This is a genomic window from Pseudactinotalea sp. Z1739, from assembly GCF_049725055.1.
Taxonomy (GTDB): Bacteria; Actinomycetota; Actinomycetes; order Actinomycetales; family Beutenbergiaceae; genus CALKWS01.
Genome location: NZ_JBMPQA010000007.1, coordinates 124,093 through 138,665 on the forward strand (window position 1 = coordinate 124,093; position 14,573 = coordinate 138,665).

The following is a 14,573-nucleotide window of genomic DNA, read 5'->3' on the forward strand; positions in this document are numbered from 1 at the left end:
CGCTATCCGACGACCCACTCGGCGTAGAAGATGCCCAGACCCACACAGACGAACAGTGCCGCGATGATCCAGAACCGGATCACGATCGTCACCTCACCCCAACCCATGAGTTCGAAGTGGTGGTGCAGCGGCGCCATCTTGAACACACGTTTACCGGTGAGTTTGAACCAGCCGATCTGGATCACGTCCGACATCACGATCAGCACGAAGAGCCCACCGATGATCGCGGCCAGCACCTCGGTGCGGGTCAGGATGGACAGCCCGGCCAGCGCACCGCCCAGGGCCAGGGATCCGGTGTCGCCCATGAAGATCTTCGCCGGTGAGGCGTTCCACCATAGGAACCCGAAGCAGGCCCCCACGATGGCGGCGGCGATGATGGACAGGTCGCGCGGGTCGCGGACCTCATAACACCGCGACGCCACCTGGGAGAGCACCTGGCAGCTCTGGTTGGACTGCCAGACCGCCACCACCACGTAGGCACCGAAGACCAGCATCGACACACCGGTGGCCAGTCCGTCCAGACCGTCGGTGAGGTTGACCGCGTTCGACCAGGCGGTGATGAGGAAGTTGGCCCACAGCACGAACAGGATCAGTCCCACCCCCGCGCCCAGGAAGGCCAGGTCCAGGGCTGAGATGTCGCGGGTGAAGGAGATCTCGGTGGAGGCCGGGGTGCGGTACCGCTCGTTCGGGAACTGCAGGACCAGGACCGCGAACGTGACCCCGATGGCGCCCTGGCCGATCATCTTCCACAGCGGGCTCAGCCCGAGGGAGCGCTGCCGGCTGATCTTGGTGAAGTCGTCGGCGAAGCCGATCACGCCCAGACCGACCATGAGGAACAACAGCAGCAGACCGGAGACATTCGGCGGACGGCCCGCCACCAGGTTCGCCACCGCGTAGCCGATCACCGTGGCTGCGATGATCACCACCCCGCCCATGGTGGGCGTGCCACGCTTGGTGAAGTGCGCGGTGGGGCCGTCCTGCCGGATGAACTGGCCGTATTCGCGCTTGACGAGGAACCGGATGAACAGCGGTGTGCCCAGCAGGGACACCAGCATCGCCACGGCACCCGCGGACAGGACGGCGATCATCGGGCTCGTTCCAACGCCTCGACCACCCGCCACAACTGCTCTCCGTTGGATGCCTTGACCAGCATCACGTCCCCGGAGCGCAGGTACCGGCGCAGCATGGCCACCGCCTCCGAGACCCCACTGGCCCGCTGCACCTCGCGCCGGTCCATCCCGGCCGCCAGCGCTCCGGTGGCCAGCGGGCGGGCCTCCTCCGCCACGGCGATCAGGCGGTCCACTCCCACCTGCACGGCGAAGGCACCGACTGCTTCGTGCTCGGCGGCCGAGTCCGGTCCGAGTTCGCGCATCGGGCCCAGCACCGCCACCGCCCGGCCCCCGGACCCGGCCGCCATCTGGCTCAGGGAGCGCAACGCCGCCCGCATCGAGTCCGGGTTCGCGTTATAGGCGTCGTCGATGATCGTGACCCCGGCGTCGCTGCGTTGCACGTGCATCCGGTGCGGACTGCGGGCGGACGCCGAACCGAGCGCGGTCGCGATCTGCTCCGCGCCTACTCCGAGTTCGTACGCCACCGCTGCCGCGGCCAGGGCGTTGGAGACCTGATGGAGGCCGTACAGAGTCAGTTGCACCGGGTGTGCCTGCCCGCGCAGGTGTAGCGTGAAGCGCGCCCGCCCCTGATCATCGGTGCCGATCTGCTCGGCGCGGACCTGCGCATCACCTCCGGTGCCGAAGAACACGGTCCTGCGCCCGGCCGCGTCAGGTGCCATCGCGGCCACCCGCGCGTCGTCGGCGTTCAGGACCGCCACGCCGTCGGCTCGCATGTTCTGCACGAGTTCGGCCTTGGCCCGGGCGACCGCCCCGATATCGCCGAAACCATCAAGGTGAGCCCGGCCGACGGCGAGCACCACCGCGATGTCCGGTGCTGCGATCGAGGTCAGGTAGGTCAGGTTCCCCGGTGCGTCGGCCCCCATCTCCAGCACCAGCGCGGCGGTGTTCTCCGTGGCGCGCAGCACCGTCAGGGGCAGGCCGATCTCATTGTTGTAGGAGCCCACCGGGGCGATCACCTCACCACAGGTCTCCAGCACCGCCGCGAGCAGGTCCTTGGTGGAGGTCTTGCCCACCGAGCCCGTCACGCCCACCACGACCGGCGGCCGGGCGTTCTTCCGCAGCCGGGACAGCACCGCGGCGGCCAGGTCTCCCAGTGCCCTGGTGGTGTCGGCCACCACGATCTGGGCCAGCGGGGCCCGCGGCACCTCCCTGCTCACCAGGGCGGCCACCGCACCGGCCTCGGCCGCGGCGCCCAGGTAGTCGTGGCCGTCCACTCGGGCACCGCCCACCGCGACGAACAGGTCCCCCGGTCCCACCCGACGGGAGTCGGTGACGACCCCACCGCTGACCGTGGCACCCTCATGCCCCGGGACGGTGCCGTCCACGGCGGCAGCGATCTGGGCGATCGTCAGGTCGATCATGAGGCGGTCGGGTGCTGCACTCGTTCGGCCATCGCCTTGCGCACCTCCTGTCGGTCATCGAGGTGGTGGTCCACGCCCGCGATCTCCTGCCAGGTCTCATGTCCGCGCCCGGCTACCAGAACCGTATCCGTATCGGCGGCGAATCTGATGACACGGGCGATCGCGGCCTGTCGCGGCGCCACCTCGTACAAGTCCACCTGCCGGCCCTCCTGCTGCTCCGTGGCCAGTGCGCGCACCGCTCCGGCCATCACCTCGGCCCGGATGCCCGCCGGGTCCTCATCGTGCGGATCATCATCGGTGATCACCACCACATCGGCACCCTGCACCGCCGCCGCGCCCATCGACGCGCGCTTGCCGCGGTCGCGGTCTCCGGTGGCACCGAAGATCACGAAGAGGCGCCCCTGCGTCCCCTGTCGCACCGCGGCCAGTGCCTGCTGGATCGCCTCGGTATTGTGCGCGAAGTCCACCAGCACCCGGGGGGCGGTGGCCACCAGTTCCATCCGACCGGGGACCACGGCGGTCAACCCCTCCGGCAGCGCGGCGGTGATCTGCTCCGGGCTCGCCCCCACCTGCAGGGCCATCACCAACGCCACGGCCGCATTGGCCACGTTGAACGTCCCCGGTAGGGCCACGGTGGTGCTCAGTTCCGCACCGTCGGCGCTGCTCAGCGTGATCGGAATGCCCGCGGGTCCCGGCGCGCCGGCGCTGACCTGCCAGTGGGCCGGCGCCCGGGTGGCCGAGACCGTGACGACATCGATTTCGGCCCGGGCGGCCAGTCGTCGTCCCCACTCGTCGTCGACCAGCACCACGCCGCGCCGCGCGCGGCCCGGGGTGAACAGCGCAGCCTTCGCGGCGAAGTAGGACTCCATGTCGCCATGGAAGTCCAAGTGGTCCTGGGTCAGGTTGGTGAAGCCGGCCACCTCGTAGACGACCCCGTCCACCCGGTGCAGTTCCAGGGCGTGCGAGGAGACCTCCATCACCACGTCGTCCACCCGGGAACGCACCATCTGCGCCAGCAGTTGGTGCAGCGCGGGGGCCTCCGGGGTGGTCAACCGGGCGGGAGTGCGCTCGGCGCCGATCTTGAGTTCCACCGTCCCGATCAGGCCGGTGCTGCGACCCAGCGCAGCAAGGATGTGCTCGAGGAAGTAGGTGGTGGTGGTCTTGCCGTTGGTCCCGGTCACCGCGTAGGTGCCCAACCGCCGGGAGGGATGCCCGTAGATCCATGAGGCCACCTGGCCCAGGACCACGCGCGGATCCTGGGCCACCAGCACCGGCACGGCGATCTCCTGCCCGGTGAGCAGGTCCGCTCCCGCGGCGTCGGTGAGCACACCCACCGCGCCGCCGGCCACCGCGGCGGCAGCGAAGCGCGCACCGTGGGCCCGCGCACCCGGGAGCGCAGCGAACAGCTCACCCGGACCGGTGAGCCGGTTGTCCAGGCTGACGCCGGTGACGGCGACCTCGAGGCCGGAGCCATCCTCCGGCCCGCCGCGCGCGGTCAGGCCGAAGGCCGCGGCTAGTCCGGCGAGGGTCCGCCGGGGCGGCTCAGCAGATGCAACGTTCATGCTCCTAGTATCGATGCCTCAGGAGTCTTCTGGTCGCAACGGGTACAGGTCGGGCTCCTCGGTGGAGGGCGCCACGCCCAGGTGCTGCAGGCTGAACTCGGTCACGTCGTGGAAGACCGGGGCTGCCACGAGCGAACCGTAGATCCCGGAGGGTTGGGCAACCACCACACCGACGGCGATCTCCGGCGCCTCGGCCGGTGCCACGCCCACGAAGGAGGCCACCCGGTGGCTCAGCCCGCCCCGTCCATCGGAGGTCTCAGCGGTACCGGTCTTGCCCGCCACCCGGTACCCGTCGATCGCCGCCCGCACGCCGGTGCCGCCCTCGTGCACGGTGGACTCCAGCATCCGGATCATCTGCTCGCTGCTCTCCGGGGAGACCACCTGCACCGGGTCCTCGTCCTGGAGTTCCTCGTACGCCCCCTCACACGTGTAGCCCTCGATGATCCGCGGCGGGATCGCCATCCCCTGATTGGCGATGGTGGCGAACACCTGGGTGTTGGCCACCAGGTTCACGTTCACGCTCTGGCCGAACATCGTCACGTACTGGGTGCGGCCGTCCCAGTCCGAGTAGTGGTGCAGGATGCCGGCGGTCTCACCGGGAAGGCCCATCCCGGTTCGCTCACCCCATCCCATGTTCCGCATGTACTCGAACCGCGTCTGGTTCGACATCTCCGACCCGATCAGCACCGTGGAGGTGTTCGCCGACTCCGCCAGCACCCCGGTGGTGGTCAGCACCTGGTCAGGGTGCTCGGTGTGGTCGGTGAAGCTCTGACCGTTGGGCATGGTGTGCCGGTAGGGGTTCTCGATCGGCGAGGTCGGAGTGACCACTCCTTCCTCCAGCGCCGACAGCACGGTGAGGACCTTGCCGGTCGAACCGGGGTCGTAGGCATTCTGCACCGAACGGGCACCGCGGCTGTCCTCGGGGGTGTCCATCGGGGAGTTGGGGTCCACCGCGTGGGAGTCGGCCAGCGCCAGGATGCGCCCGGTGCCCACCTCGACCACCACGACCGCACCCCAGGCGGCACTCCAGGAGTCCACCGATTCGTCGATCACCTGCTGGGCATGCCATTGCAGATCGGTGTCGATGGTCAGGTGGACATCACAGCCCGGGACCGCCGGGGTGGAGGACTGCGCGCCGGTGGGGATCACCTGCCCGCGGGCCCCGATCTCCACCTCGCTGGAACCCGGGGTGCCCAGCAGCCGGGAGTTGAGGGTCGACTCGATCCCGGCGGCGCCATCGCCCTCGTCGTTGACCCAGCCGAGAATGTTCCCGGCCGTGTTCCCGGCCGGGTAGACGCGCTGGCTGGTGCGCTCGGCGGTAATGCCGTTCACCCCGAGGCTGGCGATCGCCTGCCAGGTTTCCGGTGTGGCATTGCGCAGGAGCCGGTGGTAGCCGTTGTCCCCGACCAGTTCCGCTCCGAGTTCGGCGGGGTCGCGATCCAGCAACGGAGCCAGCACCCTCGCCGCCGCCGCGGCACCGCGGCTGACGATTTCACCGTCCTCATCGCGGAGCACGAAGGACGGGATCTGGCGCAGATCGGCGACGATGTCGAACGTGTCGGCGCTGGTGGCCAGCACCGTGCCGTGGGCATCGACCACGTCTCCGCGCGGTGCCGGAATGATCTGGGTGTGGGTGCGCTCCTCCCGGGCGGTCTGGGCCAGGGCGGGCCCGGCGATCACCTGGATGTAGACCAGCCGGACACCGAACAGCAGCACCACGATCAGGATCGCGGCGAGGATGATGTTCTGTCGGCGCACCGGTGCCCCGACACCGGTCATCGGCGTCGGCCCGGCCATCAGTCCGAACCGACCAGCTCAGCCGCCGGGCCGGCGATGGCGCCATCCTCGAGCCGCAGGTAACTGGTCCCTTCGCCCCGCTCCATCCCCAGTTCGGCCGCCGCCGCGGCCAACGCTGCCGGGGCTCCGCGCCGCTCCACCTGCTGGGTGAGGAACTGCTGGTGCTCGGACAACTGGGCCAGTTCGATGCGCTGCTCCCGCATCTCGTACGCGGTCGCAGCCATCGCGGTGTTGAGCAGCAGCGCCCCGAGCATCGCGCCAACCAGGATGGTCAGGCACAGCGCCACGAACGGCACGAGACTGCGCTGGTGTGCGGGCGCCCGCACGATCTGGAGCCGGGGGCGGCGGGTGGTCACCGCCGGCCGGGCCACCGGGGCCCGCTGCGGAACTGCGCTCATGCTGGACCCTCCTGCAGATGTTTCGGCGTAGGGCGGAGCCGTTCGACGGCGCGCAGTCGTACCGAGGCCGAGCGCGGGTTGGCACGCTGTTCGGCGTCGCCGGCCGCCTCGGAACCGCGGGTGAGAGAGCGTAGATAGGGCTCATGCCCGGGCAGTTCGGTGGGCAGATCCACGGGCGTGGAGGAGGTCAACCCGGGCCGGAAGGCGTTCTTGACCATCCGATCCTCCAGGGAGTGATAAGACAGCACCACCATCCGACCGCCCACGGCCAGCGTCTGCAGCGCACCGGGCAGCGCGGCCCGCAGCACCTCGAGTTCGGCGTTCACCGCGATCCGCAACGCCTGGAAGGTCCGCTTTGCGGGGTTGCCACCGGTGCGCCTGGCGGCCTGGGGAATGTTCTCGCGGACGAGGTCGACCAGTTCGCAGCTGCGCTGGAGCGGCTCGGTCCGACGACGGCGCACGATCGCCGCAGCGATACGGCCGGCGAACCGCTCCTGGCCGTAGTCGGAGAGGATCCGGCGCAGGCCGGCCTCGTCCTCCTCCGCGAGGAGCTGGGCGGCGGTCCGTCCGGCGCTCTGGTCCATCCGCATGTCCAGTGGGGCTTCCTGGGCGTAGGAGAAACCTCGCTCGGCGCGGTCCAACTGCAAGGAGGAGACGCCGAGATCGAACAACAGCCCCTGGACCGGTCCGTGGCTCCGCTCGGCCAGGACTGCCGGGATCTGGTCATACACGGCGTGTACCGGCTCGAACCGGTCGCCGAAGGCGGCCAGGCGCTGCCCTGCCAACGCCAGTGCCTGCTGGTCGCGGTCGATCCCGATCAGGCGCAGGCCCGGATGGCGACGCAACAGCACCTCGCTGTGGCCGCCCATCCCGAGGGTGGCATCCACAGCGAGCGCACCGGGCGCGTCCAGCGCTGGGGCCAGCAGTTCGGCGCAGCGGTCGGCAAGGACGGGCGCGTGCAGTGCGCCGATCGGCTTGCTGATCATCGAACGTCCTCGCTGCTGGCGCTGATCCTGAGGTGGTCGGAGGCCCCTCCGCCGTCCGACCAGGACTCCCGCCGCCCGATCTGGCGCCGGGGAAGTGCGCCAGAGTCGCGGTGAGAGACCAAGTGGGACGGAGTCGGACCCGATCACAGGCCGGGGACCACCTCCTCGGTGAGTTCGGCGAATGCCTGCTCGGAGGCGGCCAGGTACTCGGTCCAGGAGGTTGAGTCCCAGATCTCGATCTTCGATCCGGCGCCGATGACCGCCAGTTCGCGCCCGAGCCCGGCGTACTTGCGCAACACCGGCGGAACGGTCAGGCGGCCCTGCTTGTCCGGGATCTCGTCGGAGGCTCCGGAGAGCAGGATCCGCTGGAAGTCCCGGGCCTGCTTGGACGTCAGGGACGCCGACTGCATCTGGGCGTGCACCCGCTCGAACTCCGCGCGCGGGAACCCGTACAGGCAGCGCTCCTGGCCCCGGGTGAGCACGATGCCCGGCGCCAGCGCCTCCCGGAACTTCGCGGGCAGGATCAGGCGGCCCTTGTCGTCGAGCCTGGGTTCGTAAGTCCCGAGGAACATGTGCCACCCCCAACCCTCCCTACTAGTCCGGATTCCCCCACATTACTCCACTTTCCTCCACCGTCAATCGCAACACACGCGTTCTGCGCAGGAGTTCCTCCTATTTCAGCAGGTCAGGGCCGTGGTGCGATGTGGAGTAGATTTCTCAGCAACGGGCCCTTCAGACCGTGATTGCGTGGTGGATCCCTGCCCCGGCAGGCTGTTTCCCGCCGAGTTCGGCCACACGCGGGACCACGGTGGAGCGAAGTGGAGAATCTGCCGACCCGTGGGCGCCGGAGCCGCGCAGGACGTACCCTCGGACCATGACGACGACGACCACCGAAGCGGCTGCGATCGCTCGGCTGATGGACAACCTGAGCCAGGTTCTGTCCGGCCGTCCCGCCGTGGTGCGCACCGTCGTCGCCGTCTTCCTCGCTCAGGGCCATCTGCTGATCGAGGACGTGCCCGGGGTGGGGAAGACGACCCTGGCAAAGGCCCTGGCCCGTTCGGTCGGCGGCACGATGGGGCGGGTGCAGTTCACCCCGGACCTGCTGCCCAGCGACCTCACCGGCGTGAGCGTCTACCGGGCCCAGACCGGAGACTTCGAGTTCCACCCCGGTCCCCTGTTCGCCACCGTGGTGATCGGCGACGAGATCAACCGCGCTTCCCCCAAGACGCAGTCGGCGCTGCTGGAGTGCATGCAGGAGCGCCAGGTGACGGTCGACGGGACCACTCATCCACTGCCCGATCCATTCATGGTGATCGCCACCCAGAACCCGGTGGAGATGGCCGGGACCTACCCGCTCCCGGAAGCGCAGCGCGACCGCTTCATGGCTCAGGTGCGCATCGGCTATCCCGCCCAGCAGGACGAACTCGAGTTGCTGGCCACCGGCGGCTTCGCGGATCCGCTGGCTGACCTCGACCAAGCCCTCACCGACGACGAGATTCAGGCCGCGCGGCTGGCGGTGCGCGCCGTCTACGTCTCCGATGCCGTGCGCGGCTTCATCCTGGACCTGGTCCGGGCCACCCGTCGTCACGAGGAGATCGCGTTGGGCGCCTCACCGCGGGCGGGATTGCAACTGCTGGCGATGGCCAAGGCGCTGGCGGTCGTGCAGGGCCGGGACTTCGTCCTGCCTGATGACATCCAGGAGATCGGCGTATCCGTCCTGGCGCACCGGGTCGTCGCTCGGCGTGGTGCCTCGGCCGGCCCCGCTGAACTCATCGGCCAGATTCTCCGAGGCATCCCGGCTCCCGGCCCGTCCTGAGATGCGCCTGACCTTACGCGGGATCGGGATGCTCGCCGCCGGTGCCCTCCTGGCGGTCGCAGCGGCGGCGACGGACGCCCTGGCCCTCGCGCGGATCAGCGCCCTGCTGCTGGGGCTGATCGCGGTCGCTCTGGTCTGGGTGCTGGGCAGCCGCCGGCGTGCCGCACGGATGCGCCTGCGCCGCCGGGTGGATCCACCCCGGCCGGTCGTGGCTCAGGTGGCCACGGTCCACCTGGAACTGCTCGCGGGCCAGTTGGGCGCCTGGTCCCGGCTCCGCGAGCGAACGCCGGCGCTGCTGAACCGCTCCCACGTCCGGGCTGCCGGTCAGCAGCGCAGAGCCTGGACCTACCAGATCCGCCCACGCGAGCGTGGATACCACCGGCTCGGGCCCAGCACCGTGGTCCACGGCGACCCGTTGGGGCTGCTGCGCTGGCCGGTCCGCGGTGACTGCGGGGAACCACTGCTCATCTGGCCCCGGACCGCCGTGCTGGACGAGTCGCTGCGGCTACGAGACCTGAGTGGAAGTGAGCACTCGGCCTTCGGACTTCCTGAGCGCTCGGTGGAGGACCTGACGCTGCGCGAGTACGTGCGAGGCGACGACGTGCACCGGGTGCACTGGCGCACCTCGGCACGCCGGGGCGAGTTGATGGTCCGCGCCGATGAGCCCTCCCACCCTCCGGCGGTGGACCTGCTACTGGATCTGGGCCGCAAGAGTGGCGCGGAGTGGGCGTTGAGCGCCTTCGCCTCGCTTGCGGTCGGCCTCGTCTCCTCCGGGGTCCCGGTGCGGCTGCACGTGTGCGCCAGGGCCGGCCTGGATGCCGATCCGGACGTGCACTCGGTCACGTGCACCACCGCAGCGGATGCCCTCGACGTGATCGCCCCGGCCACCATCACCCCCGCGGCGCTGCGTGGTGAGCAACGCCGGGGCCTGCACGGGGCCGGCCCGAGTCTGATCGCGGTACTGCACTCCCCCGACGTCGGCCTGCTCCATACCCTGAGCCCGTTAGCCGGTCACCGCCGTGCCTACGCCCTGATCGTCACCGACCGTTACGACGAGCGGGTACCGGCGGCCGGACTCGCCAAGCACGGCTGGGCCCTGCACACCGCGCGCGCTCGCGCCGACACCTCCGGGATCGCCGAGTCCTGGAACACCCTCCTCACGCCCCTGGTGGTGCGCTGATGGACGGGCACCCGCGCCGGGTCCTCGCCGCCGGGCTCCTGGTGCTGGCCGCGCTGGGCGGTGGATTGAGCCTGGAGCGCCTGGTGGAGACGGCCTCCTGGTTCCCCAGCGCCCTGGTCGTCCTGAGCGTGACGGCCGCGTCGCTGGTGCTCATCCGCACCTGGCTGGCCTCGATCTGGTTGCCCACGGTGATCAGCGGCGCGATCGGGATCTACCTCACCGCCGCGTTGTTCGTTCCCGGCGACGGCATGCTGGAGCCACTGCCCGGAGTGGCCGCGCCCGGTGAGTTCCTGGCATTACTCCGGCAGGGCGTGGCCGATACCGCCACCCAGGCCCCGGTGGTGGGCAGCGCGGGACTGGCGCTGGGCATCGTCTCGGCGTTGCTGGTGGTCCTGTTGCTGGCCGAGCTGCTCGCGGTCGGTTGCCGGGCACCGGCGTGGTCCGGGATCGCCCTGCTGGCGCCGTGGATGCCCGCCGTGGCCCTGGGTGAACCGGTGCCGGCAGCGGTGTTCGTGCTCGCTGCCACCGGCTACCTGGGCCTGCTGGTGCTGCACTCCGCCGGAACCGGAGCGGAACAGCGTGCGCGTCACGGCGCATGGAGATCAGCCGCCGGTGCCGCCGCGCTCACCGTCGCGGTGGCTCTGATCGCCGCCCCTGCGGTCCTGCTCATTCCCACGTCCCCCTGGCAGTGGTCCGGATCCGGGGGCACCAGCGCCACGCGGCTCGATCTGGGCCTTGACGTCAGTGACCATCTGGATCGGGGCGCCGACGAGCTGCTCTACTCCTACCGGGCGAGCGACCCCGAGAACCTCGGACCGCTGCATGCCTACACCCTCGCCGAGTTCACCGGGCAGCGTTGGCTGCGCGGCACCGAACCCCGCGAGACCGAGCCGGTGCAGAATCAAGTGCTGTGGCCGAGCCCGATCGAGGCCGACCGGCCCGACGAGCGGCTGCAGATGAACGTGCTGGACCTGGCCCAGGACCGGCTGCTGCTGCCCGACCAGCCGCGCCGGCTCTCGATCGAGGGCGAATGGGCCTACGACGGCGACTCCGATGAGGTGATCGGCTCCGGCTCGACGCCGCTGGAGTACGAGGCGGAGATCTTCGAGGTGGATCTGGATCCGGCGGACCTCAACGCCGTGGAGTTGGTCGAGGACCCCGAGGTCGACCCCCTCACCCTGCACGTACCCGACACCGGTCACGCCGATCAGATCCGAGCGCTGACGCAACGGGTCGTCGATACTGCCGGTGCCCGGACCCAATATGAGCAGGCGGTGGCCATCCAGGACTTCCTGCGGTTCGACAGCCAGTTCACCTACGACGTCGAGGTGGACCCGGCCCGGACCTCCGATGCGGTCTGGGACTTCCTCGGCAGCGGCCGTGGCTACTGCGTCCAGTTCGCCACCGCGATGGTGGTGATGGCCCGCACGCTGGACATCCCGGCCCGGATGGCGGTGGGGTTCCTGCCCGGGGAAGAGTCCGATCAGGACGGCACCGTCGAGGTCAGCGGCCACCGGGCGCACACCTGGCCGCAGGTGTACTTCGACGGCGTGGGCTGGGTCCGGTTCGAGCCCACCCCACCGGGGCGCACCGGCGCTGCGCCGGAGTGGGCCACCGGGGTGCCCGAGGGCGCCGAATCGCCCGAGGAGGAGTTCCCCACCGGTACCGCGGCCCCACAGACCCCGGAGGAACCGGCCGACGCCGCAACTCCGCAGACGACTCCGGAATCGATCGGCGGTGCCTCCGATCAGCCCGCTCTCTGGCGCTGGCTCGCACTGGCCATCCCGGTCGGCTTGATCGGCGGCGTGCTGGCGTGGCAGTACCGCCAGCGCCGCGGGTCTGACGTGGAGCGTTCCTGGGCGCGGGTGCGCCGGGCCGCCACCGGTATCGCACCGGAGTCCGCTCACCCCGGAGAGACCCCCCGAGGGCTACGGGCGCGGGTGGGGCTGACCGGCCAACCCGGGCAGGCCCTGGCGGAACTGGTGGGGGCGGTGGAGCGCCACCGCTATGCACCACCCGGGCGGCAGGCGCCGAGCGGCAAGCAGGTGCATCAGTGGCGCAGACAGGTACTGGAGGAGATCCGCCGACAGCATCCGCGCAGCAAGTGGCGCCGCAGGGTCATGCACGAGGTGAACACCCGGGACCGGGCGTGACCGGTCTTCAGGGTTCGCGTCGGCGGCGGTCCCAGCGCTCTTCGAGTTTGTCCATGAACCCGGAATCACGCGGCGCGGTCTTGCCGCCGCCACCCCCTCGGATCGGGTGCACGTTCGAGGCGTCACCGTCGGGCTGACCCTTCGGGCGCGACATCGCCACCAGCACACCGGCGAACATGAGAAGGAAGCCGACGGCACTCAGCCAGAGATGCCCGCCGGCCAGACCACCCACCAGGGCAGCCAGACCACCGAGCAGACCCACGATCCCCAAGCCGATCTGCAGGGGTTTGCGGCCGGCACGTCCGGAGATGGTGTCGGCGAGTTTGGGATCGTCGGAGCGCAACTGTTGCTCCAACTCCTCCAGTACGCGCTGCTCGTACTCGGAGAGAGGCACGGTACCTCCCAGGGCGGTTGACGGGTACCCCGACGAGGGGTCTGGTACCTAGGATAAGTGCCCGGAGCCAATAGTGGTAGCCGAAGCGAAGCGAAGCTACCCAGATGTGGCATCTCTAACGTCCGGCGAGCCTCCCGGACGCACGAGGGTGGCCGCTCGGACCGCGCCGCGCCCGTATCGAGCGGTGATGGAATCCATTGCCCGTTCGGCATCGCGGCGGCCCGGTGCGGGCCCGGCCAGGGTGCCCTGGACGGCGGTGGTGGCCGCCGGACTGAGGGCCTCACACCGCACGCCCAGCAACCGCACGCCGCCGGCGGGCAGGGCGACCCCGGCCAGCAGTTCCCGGGCGGTGGCGTAAACGGCCTGCGCCACATCGGTGGGCTCCGACAGCGCCCGGGAACGGGACAGGGTGGTGAAGTCGGCGAACCGTACCTTGATCGACACCGACGCGGTGACGGTGCCCGCCGCCCGTAACCGCATCGCGCAACGGTGCGCCTGGTCCAACAGGACCGCGTTCAATTCCTCGGTGCGGGAGAGGTTGACCGCAAAGGTCTGCTCGTGTCCGATCGACTTCTCCTGCCGCTGTGGCTGCACCGGGCGCGGGTCGCGGCCCCAGGACAGGTCCAGCAGGCGCTGTCCGGCTGCCACCCCGAGCAGGCGGTGCAGGGTCGGTGCGGGCGTGTGCGCAAGGTCGGAGACGGTGTGGATGGCCATCGAGGCCAGCCGTTCCGCGGTGCGCTCACCCACCCCCCACAATGCCCCCACGGGCAGCGCATGCAGGAACGGGACGGTGGCCTCGGCAGGGATCAACAGCATCCCGTCCGGCTTGGCGTGGCTGGAGGCCAGTTTCGCCACGAACTTGGTGCCCGCAACTCCCACGGAGGCATCCACGAACAGCTCGGTGCGGATGCGCTCGCGGATCTGCTGCGCGATCTGTGTCGGTGAGCCCAGTCGCCGGCGCGCTCCGGAGACGTCCAGGAACGCCTCATCGATGCTGACCTGTTCCAGCACCGGGGTGATCTCGCCCAGGACCTGAAGGACCGCGAGGGAGACCTCCCGGTAGCGCTCGTGCCGGGGCTCCAGCACCACCGCGTGCGGGCACATTGCCCGCGCCCGCGCCATCGGCATCGCCGAGTGCACCCCGAATTCCCGCGCTTCGTAGGTCGCCGACACCACCACGCCACGATGGCGGCCACCGACGATGACCGCCTTGCCACGCAGGTCGGGCCGCTCGATCAACTCCACCGCGGCGAAGAAGGCATCCATGTCCACGTGCAGGATGGGCGCTCCGGAGTCGTCGTCGCCCCAGTCCCTCCCGGCCGCCGCCGCCGACCGCGCCGAACGACTCACGAGGCCATCGCCGGAAGGTGCGTGGGCTCGCGGGCCGTCCGCACCGCCTCGGTCACGATCGCGACGAACTCCACTGCGGCCTGCTCGGTGCGCGCCACCTGCGCGGCCTCGAGGGCCGGCGCACGCCCCGTCTCGATCGCCGCCCGGATCGGCGCGCCGGAGGCGAACAGCGCCGCCCACGGTACCCAGACCTCGTCCAGCTCGGCGATCTGTTCCCAGACGCTGCGCACCGCGCGCCGCCTGCCGGCCGAGGCCGGGTGCAGGGCGAGCAACGCCGCCCCGGCGCGCAGCGCCGCCATATGGGCGTGCAGGAAATTCTCCTGCCCCTCGGCCCGCGCCGAGAGTTGATCGAGTTCGGCATGGGCTCGCCGAAGCAACCGCTCAGGTACCGCACCGCCCATCATCGACTCCCTTCCCGCCCTATCATTATCGAACGCTCGTTCGAA

General features: G+C 70.3%; 13 protein-coding genes. 3 read left to right on the forward strand and 10 right to left on the reverse strand.

Features of this window, described 5'->3' with window-relative positions; all coding sequences use genetic code 11:
• Positions 1 to 2: 2 nt before the first annotated feature.
• The 7 genes from mraY to mraZ all read right to left on the reverse strand — a co-directional run bounded on the left by mraY (position 3) and on the right by mraZ (position 7,806).
• Positions 3 to 1,088, reverse strand: coding sequence for a phospho-N-acetylmuramoyl-pentapeptide-transferase (gene mraY, locus ACO0LV_RS10935; protein WP_424787930.1), 1,086 nt, complete (start codon positions 1,086 to 1,088; stop codon positions 3 to 5).
• Entirely contained in the window at positions 1,085 to 2,491 is a 1,407-nt protein-coding gene (locus ACO0LV_RS10940) for a UDP-N-acetylmuramoyl-tripeptide--D-alanyl-D-alanine ligase (protein WP_424787931.1), read from the reverse strand. Before ACO0LV_RS10940 ends, mraY begins: the two co-directional genes overlap by 4 nt.
• Positions 2,488 to 4,053 carry a UDP-N-acetylmuramoyl-L-alanyl-D-glutamate--2,6-diaminopimelate ligase gene (locus tag ACO0LV_RS10945; RefSeq protein ID WP_424787932.1) on the reverse strand — a complete coding sequence of 522 codons (1,566 nt, stop codon included), beginning with the start codon at positions 4,051 to 4,053 and terminating at the stop codon, positions 2,488 to 2,490. Before ACO0LV_RS10945 ends, ACO0LV_RS10940 begins: the two co-directional genes overlap by 4 nt.
• Before the next feature lie 18 nt (positions 4,054 to 4,071).
• Entirely contained in the window at positions 4,072 to 5,850 is a 1,779-nt protein-coding gene (locus ACO0LV_RS10950) for a peptidoglycan D,D-transpeptidase FtsI family protein (protein ID WP_424787933.1), read from the reverse strand.
• Positions 5,850 to 6,248: a hypothetical protein gene (locus tag ACO0LV_RS10955; RefSeq protein ID WP_424787934.1), complete on the reverse strand. Its 399-nt coding sequence runs from the start codon at positions 6,246 to 6,248 to the stop codon at positions 5,850 to 5,852. Before ACO0LV_RS10955 ends, ACO0LV_RS10950 begins: the two co-directional genes overlap by 1 nt.
• Positions 6,245 to 7,234, reverse strand: a complete 990-nt coding sequence (gene rsmH / locus ACO0LV_RS10960; protein WP_424787935.1) for a 16S rRNA (cytosine(1402)-N(4))-methyltransferase RsmH — start codon at positions 7,232 to 7,234, stop codon at positions 6,245 to 6,247. Before rsmH ends, ACO0LV_RS10955 begins: the two co-directional genes overlap by 4 nt.
• A gap of 143 nt (positions 7,235 to 7,377) precedes the next feature.
• Positions 7,378 to 7,806 carry a division/cell wall cluster transcriptional repressor MraZ gene (mraZ, locus tag ACO0LV_RS10965; RefSeq protein WP_424787936.1) on the reverse strand — a complete coding sequence of 143 codons (429 nt, stop codon included), beginning with the start codon at positions 7,804 to 7,806 and terminating at the stop codon, positions 7,378 to 7,380.
• A 302-nt stretch (positions 7,807 to 8,108) separates the two neighbouring features.
• Here mraZ and ACO0LV_RS10970 point away from each other — a divergent pair, with 302 nt between their 5' ends.
• From ACO0LV_RS10970 to ACO0LV_RS10980, 3 genes are read left to right on the forward strand one after another with little or no spacing between them, the layout of a single operon-like run.
• Positions 8,109 to 9,050, forward strand: coding sequence for an AAA family ATPase (locus ACO0LV_RS10970; RefSeq protein WP_424787937.1), 942 nt, complete (start codon positions 8,109 to 8,111; stop codon positions 9,048 to 9,050).
• Between the two features lies 1 nt (position 9,051).
• Positions 9,052 to 10,230: a DUF58 domain-containing protein gene (locus tag ACO0LV_RS10975; protein WP_424787938.1), complete on the forward strand. Its 1,179-nt coding sequence runs from the start codon at positions 9,052 to 9,054 to the stop codon at positions 10,228 to 10,230.
• Positions 10,230 to 12,383, forward strand: a complete 2,154-nt coding sequence (locus tag ACO0LV_RS10980) for a transglutaminaseTgpA domain-containing protein (RefSeq protein ID WP_424787939.1) — start codon at positions 10,230 to 10,232, stop codon at positions 12,381 to 12,383. Before ACO0LV_RS10975 ends, ACO0LV_RS10980 begins: the two co-directional genes overlap by 1 nt.
• Before the next feature lie 7 nt (positions 12,384 to 12,390).
• On the opposite strand, the gene ACO0LV_RS10985 is transcribed toward ACO0LV_RS10980, so the two are convergent.
• From ACO0LV_RS10985 to ACO0LV_RS10995, 3 genes are all read right to left on the reverse strand, one after another.
• The gene (locus tag ACO0LV_RS10985; protein WP_424787940.1) at positions 12,391 to 12,777 is read right to left on the reverse strand and encodes a DUF3040 domain-containing protein; all 387 of its coding nucleotides are present in this window, start codon (positions 12,775 to 12,777) and stop codon (positions 12,391 to 12,393) included.
• Between the two features lie 96 nt (positions 12,778 to 12,873).
• Positions 12,874 to 14,127, reverse strand: a complete 1,254-nt coding sequence (gene dinB / locus ACO0LV_RS10990; RefSeq protein ID WP_424787941.1) for a DNA polymerase IV — start codon at positions 14,125 to 14,127, stop codon at positions 12,874 to 12,876.
• Complete coding sequence (locus ACO0LV_RS10995) at positions 14,124 to 14,528, reverse strand: SAV_6107 family HEPN domain-containing protein (RefSeq protein WP_424787942.1); 405 nt, start codon at positions 14,526 to 14,528, stop codon at positions 14,124 to 14,126. The genes dinB and ACO0LV_RS10995 overlap by 4 nt, the downstream gene beginning before the upstream one ends.
• Positions 14,529 to 14,573 lie beyond the last annotated feature (45 nt).

Coding starts and splice junctions, on each gene's coding strand:
- mraY (WP_424787930.1), bottom strand. CDS start 1,088: ATGATCGCCGTCCTGTCCGCGGGTGCCGTGGCGATGCTGGTGTCCCTG.
- ACO0LV_RS10940 (WP_424787931.1), bottom strand. CDS start 2,491: ATGATCGACCTGACGATCGCCCAGATCGCTGCCGCCGTGGACGGCACC.
- ACO0LV_RS10945 (WP_424787932.1), bottom strand. CDS start 4,053: ATGAACGTTGCATCTGCTGAGCCGCCCCGGCGGACCCTCGCCGGACTA.
- ACO0LV_RS10950 (WP_424787933.1), bottom strand. CDS start 5,850: ATGGCCGGGCCGACGCCGATGACCGGTGTCGGGGCACCGGTGCGCCGA.
- ACO0LV_RS10955 (WP_424787934.1), bottom strand. CDS start 6,248: ATGAGCGCAGTTCCGCAGCGGGCCCCGGTGGCCCGGCCGGCGGTGACC.
- rsmH (WP_424787935.1), bottom strand. CDS start 7,234: ATGATCAGCAAGCCGATCGGCGCACTGCACGCGCCCGTCCTTGCCGAC.
- mraZ (WP_424787936.1), bottom strand. CDS start 7,806: ATGTTCCTCGGGACTTACGAACCCAGGCTCGACGACAAGGGCCGCCTG.
- ACO0LV_RS10970 (WP_424787937.1), top strand. CDS start 8,109: ATGACGACGACGACCACCGAAGCGGCTGCGATCGCTCGGCTGATGGAC.
- ACO0LV_RS10975 (WP_424787938.1), top strand. CDS start 9,052: ATGCGCCTGACCTTACGCGGGATCGGGATGCTCGCCGCCGGTGCCCTC.
- ACO0LV_RS10980 (WP_424787939.1), top strand. CDS start 10,230: ATGGACGGGCACCCGCGCCGGGTCCTCGCCGCCGGGCTCCTGGTGCTG.
- ACO0LV_RS10995 (WP_424787942.1), bottom strand. CDS start 14,528: ATGGGCGGTGCGGTACCTGAGCGGTTGCTTCGGCGAGCCCATGCCGAA.